Annotated in this window: 1 pseudogene; it reads left to right on the top strand. The window is 58.0% G+C overall.

From position 1 onward, the window contains the following. Positions 1-67: 67 nt before the first annotated feature. Positions 68-250, top strand: a pseudogene (locus tag AB4Y34_RS42485) (IS110 family transposase); the annotation flags it as partial.

Below are 250 nucleotides of genomic sequence, written 5' to 3'. Positions count from 1 at the left end.
TGACAAGGCAAGAAAGAGCTTTGCCGTCTACTACGTTCGCCGATTTACGTCCGGCGGACGGCGACACGTGTCGCACGCTGAAATGAAGTATAGCGGCATCGATCTGCACTCGAACAACGCCGTAGTCGCCGCCATTGACGACCGGGACCGGGTGCTGTACTGCAAGCGGCTGGCCAATGATCTCCAACTCATAGTGGCCGCGCTGGAGCCCTATCGGGATGAACTGCAGGGAGTAGTCGTGGAATCAACG

The sequence above is a fragment of the Paraburkholderia sp. BR10954 genome (assembly GCF_040965775.1).
In the GTDB taxonomy this organism is placed as follows: Bacteria; Pseudomonadota; Gammaproteobacteria; order Burkholderiales; family Burkholderiaceae; genus Paraburkholderia; species Paraburkholderia youngii.
Note: the sequence above shows the minus strand (reverse complement) of the source record. Positions and strands in the feature narration are given on the sequence as shown.